The sequence below is a fragment of the Methanosarcina sp. A14 genome (genome assembly GCF_001729375.1).
GTDB lineage: Archaea > Halobacteriota > Methanosarcinia > Methanosarcinales > Methanosarcinaceae > Methanosarcina > Methanosarcina barkeri.
Map to the genome: position 1 here is coordinate 1 of NZ_LZPK01000132.1, position 5,842 is coordinate 5,842.

General features: G+C 38.5%; 6 protein-coding genes. 4 read left to right on the forward strand and 2 right to left on the reverse strand.

The window, feature by feature from the left end; genetic code table 11:
• The first annotated feature begins 457 nt into the window (after positions 1-457).
• The gene (locus A9239_RS07305; RefSeq protein ID WP_048155673.1) at positions 458-931 is read left to right on the forward strand and encodes an rRNA maturation protein; all 474 of its coding nucleotides are present in this window, start codon (positions 458-460) and stop codon (positions 929-931) included.
• Positions 932-1,108: 177 nt separating this feature from the next.
• Positions 1,109-1,360: a KEOPS complex subunit Pcc1 gene (locus tag A9239_RS07310; RefSeq protein WP_048117024.1), complete on the forward strand. Its 252-nt coding sequence runs from the start codon at positions 1,109-1,111 to the stop codon at positions 1,358-1,360.
• A 506-nt stretch (positions 1,361-1,866) separates the two neighbouring features.
• On the opposite strand, the gene A9239_RS19390 is transcribed toward A9239_RS07310, so the two are convergent.
• Both A9239_RS19390 and A9239_RS07315 read right to left on the reverse strand, forming a co-directional pair.
• Complete coding sequence (locus A9239_RS19390) at positions 1,867-2,040, reverse strand: hypothetical protein (RefSeq protein WP_176722113.1); 174 nt, start codon at positions 2,038-2,040, stop codon at positions 1,867-1,869.
• A 601-nt stretch (positions 2,041-2,641) separates the two neighbouring features.
• Positions 2,642-3,037: a Mov34/MPN/PAD-1 family protein gene (locus tag A9239_RS07315; protein WP_048117025.1), complete on the reverse strand. Its 396-nt coding sequence runs from the start codon at positions 3,035-3,037 to the stop codon at positions 2,642-2,644.
• A 392-nt stretch (positions 3,038-3,429) separates the two neighbouring features.
• Here A9239_RS07315 and A9239_RS07320 point away from each other — a divergent pair, with 392 nt between their 5' ends.
• Together A9239_RS07320 and A9239_RS19395 are read left to right on the forward strand one after the other, a co-directional pair.
• Positions 3,430-4,767: an NADP-dependent malic enzyme gene (locus A9239_RS07320; protein WP_080943702.1), complete on the forward strand. Its 1,338-nt coding sequence runs from the start codon at positions 3,430-3,432 to the stop codon at positions 4,765-4,767.
• A gap of 353 nt (positions 4,768-5,120) precedes the next feature.
• Positions 5,121-5,276, forward strand: a complete 156-nt coding sequence (locus A9239_RS19395) for a hypothetical protein (RefSeq protein WP_176722114.1) — start codon at positions 5,121-5,123, stop codon at positions 5,274-5,276.
• The last annotated feature ends 566 nt before the right edge of the window (positions 5,277-5,842 follow it).

Below are 5,842 nucleotides of genomic sequence, written 5' to 3' on the forward strand. Positions count from 1 at the left end.
ATTTTGAATTTCTATTTTGATTTTCTGCATCCAAGTCGTAGCAATAAGCAGTTGCTATGTTTTGTAATTTTTCAGGATATTGCAAAGTTCACAGATCTATATTCCTTTTTATAGTAATTTCTTTGCAGATCTCTTTCATTAAAAAAGGAGTATTCCCTTTTTTTTTCATCACTCATATCTCAGCGCGTCCACAGATTTCAGTTTTGAAGCCCTATATGCAGGAACCACTTCAAAAATCACTCCAGAGATCACGCTAATAAAGACAGCAAGAGTGAGTCCATAAATCCTCAGGCTTTACATTTCCAGCCCTTGTGTTCTTGATATTAAAAAAGCAAGGCAAATGTACTCGTTTTTCAGCCTTTATCGATGACCCATGTACATAAACAAAACAAGATAAATATAAAACACTAACCGAGGGAGAGAAAGTAATATATACTTCTAACTTGTCAGGGAAAGTATGCTGGTCACTTCTTCTCGAAAACCTTCTGCAAGAACTAGGTCACTTTGCAAGTTGCTCTCGCGGTTTATAGTTGGCAGGTGTATTCCACGCGGAAAAATGGGCATGCAGGAACTTCTGGAGTTTGAGGAGGGCGGTTCTCTCATAGTCATAGGAGAGTACCATGGAAATCCCGGGGAACTCAGCTTTTACGACGAAGCCGGAAAGCTCCTTTTTTCACTCAGATTTACGGACTGGTACTCCAAGGAGCTAGATTCTTACTGGTTTTCCGATATCGAGCCCAGGCTTACAGGTCAGGGAGATATTGTGGACTCCTTTGAGTCTTTTTTCCATTTTTTAAGGGTCGAAAGCGATAAAATTGATCGACTTTCTCCCAGTTCCACATTAATAGTGATTGGAGAAAAGGATATCGAGTTTATGGGTAGTGGCAAGTCCCTTTTTAAGTTTAATCTCCGGGGTTTTAAAAAGTATTGACTTCCAAACCCTTATATTTAAAGCCGAATTTTATAAATTGATTTTTTATGATAAGAGTCCTTATGATAAGAGTCCTTATGATAAGAATCTTAAGACAATTCTCATAGGAAATTCAAAACCGATTTTTCCCTTACTTACTTCAAAAACATCCCAAGAAGATTTATCCGGAGGAATTCCTTGAAACTTTTCGCAGAATTTACTTTTGAAACTGAAACTGCAGAAACGATCTATAGGGCTCTCCTGCCCGAACTCGATGACAATTTTTCACAACGGTCTGCAATAGACCTGTCCCTTGAAGATGCAAATAAGCTGGTACTCCGCGTAGAAGCTAAAGATGTGGTTTCTCTGCGTTCAGCACTGAATACCTGGTTCAGGCTTATCCAGATTGCCCAGGAAGTCCTTGAAACCACTTATGAAGTCAGTTGTTAGTTCTCACAAGCCTTTTCGAAAAAGCAAGCCTTTTGAAAAAACTGCTTGCCTGCAAACCTTTTAAAAAAAGCTTGAGTGAAAATGTCGTGACAGTATGATCAACCGGCCAAATGGTTACGGACTAACGCTTGTTCTCAAAAGGGTTGGTTTACGAATACAGGCACGGGTGTTTTCTTTTTTTGTAGTTATAAATTATCAAGTTAATTTTTCCGTGTCTGTCAGGTTATAGCAAAAATTTGGACAATTAACAAAATCACATAAAATATGTGAATTTCTATGAGTGGCGATGTGGAAGATAAAAATAAAAGAAGATACAAAACAAAAAAATTTAATGAGATTTCGTTTAAGCTTGTTTAATTCCGGCAAGCAAATAGAAAAGTTATTCAAGCATTGCGGAATTTATGTTAGGGCTGGAGGTTCGCTTCAATTCATTTTTAACATTTTAAACCTCTTTTTTGGGCTCTTTTTTCCTTCTGAGCTTTTTCTGCCTTTTATTTTTCACGTTTTTAGTGATTATGTGCGCCGGATTTTTTTGATTTGGGGCCTTTGTTTGGCCTGAAAGCCCTTTCCGGGCATTTCTTGGAATCGGTTTTCCCGTGCACTTCAAAACCCAGGCTGAAACATTCGCCTTTTAGCTCATCAATAGCCGTATAGAATCTACAATCTTGGCATGTAGGCATTCGGATTACTACCTCCAGTTATATGAAGGCCACCTGGTCTTAGTCCCAGAGTGTTTGCCCGGATACAACCTCTGAAGCAAGAGATCGCTTCTTATCAGATATCTTAAGTATGGATGTATCCTCTAAATAATATGTATCTGTAAATAAAACATTTTTGGTAGACTACCAGAATGCAGGTAAGGATCAGGATCTTATCAACAGCTGGAAAATTACAATAACTGACTGAAGTTATTTATACTTATATCCAGAAAGCTTTTGCCGGTTATTTATCATTTGCTTGCCATCTATTTGCGGTTATTTTGTAGCTATTTATTGACGACTTGATTACTATTTGATGACGATTTGATTACTATTTGATGACGATTAACTGTTTGATGACGATTTGATAACTGTTTGATGACTATCTGCCGGCCCCTGCAGGTTATTTGCCAGTTTTCTATCGGTTATTTTATACTGCTTACCAGCTCTGGATACTGCACTTTTTTGTTAATGATCGTGTTTCCAGAAAAGTGTATTTAGATGGATTAACGTTTTTCGACAGCGATGAGGTATTCATGGAGCAAGGAGTTTTACCGAACTGATCCTTACGTCGATCCTTAAGTCAAATATCTTCGTAGTCCTCGAATTCAACATCAAGCACGGGAAGATCGTTTACTTCTCCTTCCCTATTATAACATGTCCAGCTTTGACTATTATAGGGGTGGCCAACTATAATATGGCAGTTGCCTGTTTTCGAAAAAAGACGCAGGTCAGCCTGTGAAGGGCTGCGGTTCGGGCCTGGATGGCTGTGGACTGAACCTGCGGCTTTAATGTTCGGCATCATATAGAGTCTGAGAACAGCATTTGAATCACTGGATTCCGTGCCAGGTAATATAAGAACTTCAGTGATAATGCCATCTTTTTCCTGCAAAAGTCCGGCAAATTCCTGGGGAGCCATGGATTTACTAGCCTCCAGGATAAAATTAAGAGTATCACGAGCTATTCCTTTAATTTGCATAATGGACTATTCTTCTTAAATAATATATCTTTTCTGCGGTAATGATGCGGAGCGCATTAATTCTCGCCGGCCGAATTTTTTGCAATTCAATTGATCAGGATTCTAGGGATTGAAAAGGCTGTCAGTAAACATAGATTAAGGTAGCTGGTTCAGGTCAGTAAATTAAAGTCTGTTGGTTCAGTATACCAGTTTCATAATTCTAGCCAGTGGGTTTATCTACGGCCTGCGTAGACTATTATGCAGGAAAGTTTATTTCTTAAAATTTAATAGGACTAAGGCTGTGCTAACAACAATAAGATTCTCTGAAAGTTTTAGTTCTTAGAACTTAATCGCGTTAAGGCTTTGCTATGATATTAAGGTAAGTATTGTCAGGGGGTACTGCGATCAAAAATATGCACTCAGACTCAGGGCTGGAAACTGATCTGAAAAAGAACTTTGAAAAAGATCTGGAAAAAAATTCCAAAATAACTCTGGAAAAGGATTCAGGAACGGATCTGAAAAAACACCAGGAAAAAAATGGTGATGAACACACATCCTTATATCAGGAATCACTTGCTGTGCACCGACGGCTTGGGGGTGTGCTGGAGGTTGCCAGTAAAGTTAGCCTTCAAACTATACACGATCTCAGTGTCGCCTACACACCAGGAGTTGCCGAGCCGTGCAGGAAGATAATCAAGGACCCGGAACTTGTCTACCTCTATACCCTGAAGAGAAATACTATTGCTGTTGTCACTGACGGATCGGCAGTTTTGGGGCTCGGGAATATAGGACCTTATGCTGCGCTGCCTGTTATGGAGGGAAAGGCAATAATTTTCAAAGAATTTGCAGGCATTGATGCTTTTCCGATCTGCCTGGACACACAGGAAACCGAAGAAGTAATAAAAGCGGTAAAGCATCTGGCTCCCGCATTTGGGGGCATTAACCTTGAAGACATCAGTGCTCCTCGTTGCTTTGAAATCGAGAGTAGGCTGCGTGAAGAACTCGATCTGCCAGTTATGCACGATGACCAGCATGGGACAGCCATTGTAGTTTTTGCCGGACTTCTCAATGCCCTTAAAATTGTGAATAAAAAGTTAAATGAACTACATATAGTGATTTCAGGACTGGGAGCTGCAGGAGTAGCAATTTTCCGTTTTCTGGTTCGGGCAGGAGCAAACCCGTCAAGGATTCTTGTCTGTGACATTAAAGGACTCGTGTATGAGGGCCGGAAAAACGGTATGAACCCAGTAAAAGAAGAAGTTGCCAGGCTCACAAATCCTGAAAAATTGAAAGGAAGGCTTGAAAATGCTTTTCAGGGTGCTGACCTTTTTATCGGAGTCTCTGTGGGGGGCATAGTCAGTGAGGAAATGGTTCAATCCATGGCAAAAGATGCAATTGTAATGGCTATGGCAAACCCTCTACCTGAGATAATGCCTGATACCGCAAAGCGAGCAGGAGCAAGGGTTGTTGCTACGGGCAGGTCGGATTTTCCAAACCAGCTTAATAACTGCTTGAGCTTTCCTGGGGTTTTCAAAGGAGCTCTCAGCACCTGTGCAAGGAAAATAACACCTGAGATGGAAATGGCTGCAGCCCGTGCGCTTGCTGAGGTTGTAACGATCAACGAACTTTCTGAAGATCACATAATTCCTGATCCCCTTGACAGGCGTGTAGTGCCTGCGGTTGCAAAAGCTGTTGCAAGTGCATCACTTGAGAGCTGTGTTGCAAGGAAGAGCCACGAAGACAGGGTTTGATATGGCTGAATTTCGGCTAAAAGTCCGGTATCCGGACAAATTTTCTGCCTTTTTTACCTTTTCACTTTTTGTTTTTTACCTTTTCACTTTTTGTTTTTTACTTTCTCACCTTTCTTCTTCCCTCGTAGAAGTCCTTGAGTATGATGCTGTCAGGATTGTTTCTTATTCTTTCTCTTAATTTCAGGCTTACATACTAATTTTCAAGACCAATCTTCAAGACCAATCTTCAAGACCAATCTTCAAGACCAATCTTCAAGACCAATCTTCAAGACCAATCTTCCGAACGATTGTTTCACAAATAATTTGAACCTAAATTACATATTTTTTCTGTCAGGAAAATTGGGGAATATGAAATGAACTGCAATGAACTGAGGGCTGGCCAAACTCTTGTTTGTGAGAGATGCGGGCTTGAGCTTAAAGTAGTAAATGAGTGCACGAACGATAGCTGCTCTGTAGGCTGTACTGGTGATATGGACTGCTGCGGAGAGCCAATGAAACTGAAGGAGTAAGTAAAAGATTAAAGTGAAAGAGTAAAAACAAAAAAGCAAGCGAGTAAACTCCCAGCGTATATGAAAGTAAATTAATATAAAATTACTGTGTTGAATCCTTAGTTTTAGGATCCTTTTCTTATAAATCATTCTTCCGATAATTTTTTCTTTTCCTCTGATTATTACCTTCTTTTTTCGTTCGATCTATATTTCGTCAGTATTTAAATAAAAGTTTTAAAGCTTTTGATACAATGATATCAAATAATGTTAATAAATAAACTTATATAAGAATAAATAACTTTTATATTGTATTTTTTAAATCAGAATCTAAAGACACAGACACGAGTTGTAAATAATTTGTATTGAGAGTGTTTCTACAAACTTGAAAATATATAATTAAAATATTTTTTGTAATAACTTAATAATTTCAGATTTCTACAAATCAAAAAATACATTTAACCGCATAAAACAGTTAAAATTTATATATATTACATACATTATATTCTATAACTTTATTTTAATATATAATTCGTAATATATAAATTAGCACTTTATATGTACAAATATAGTAACTATTCAGCCACTTA

Excerpts from the sequence above, each read along its gene's own strand:
- A9239_RS19390 (WP_176722113.1), bottom strand. The coding sequence starts at position 2,040 with ATGCCTACATGCCAAGATTGTAGATTCTATACGGCTATTGATGAGCTA.
- A9239_RS07320 (WP_080943702.1), top strand. The coding sequence starts at position 3,430 with ATGCACTCAGACTCAGGGCTGGAAACTGATCTGAAAAAGAACTTTGAA.
- A9239_RS07315 (WP_048117025.1), bottom strand. The coding sequence starts at position 3,037 with ATGCAAATTAAAGGAATAGCTCGTGATACTCTTAATTTTATCCTGGAG.
- A9239_RS07305 (WP_048155673.1), top strand. The coding sequence starts at position 458 with ATGCTGGTCACTTCTTCTCGAAAACCTTCTGCAAGAACTAGGTCACTT.
- A9239_RS19395 (WP_176722114.1), top strand. The coding sequence starts at position 5,121 with ATGAACTGCAATGAACTGAGGGCTGGCCAAACTCTTGTTTGTGAGAGA.